Below are 244 nucleotides of genomic sequence, written 5' to 3' on the forward strand. Positions count from 1 at the left end.
GTATGGCCCTCCAGCCACCGGGACGTGCCGGATAACCACAGCCTCAAGCTTGTGGTGCTTGGACCCGACGCGCCACACGACGATAAAGCCGCCCTGGAGCGGAGCTACCACGTCGTGCAGGACAACCACGCTTCCGGGCCACGGATCTATAAGAACACCACCCTGTTCCTGGCAATGTCCCGGGCAGCCTACCTGCGGGCCCAGGAGGCGGCCCGCAAGCTGCTGGCGCTGGAGGATATCCGGT

The organism is Chloracidobacterium sp., assembly GCA_025057975.1.
Taxonomy (GTDB): domain Bacteria; phylum Acidobacteriota; class Blastocatellia; order Chloracidobacteriales; family Chloracidobacteriaceae; genus Chloracidobacterium.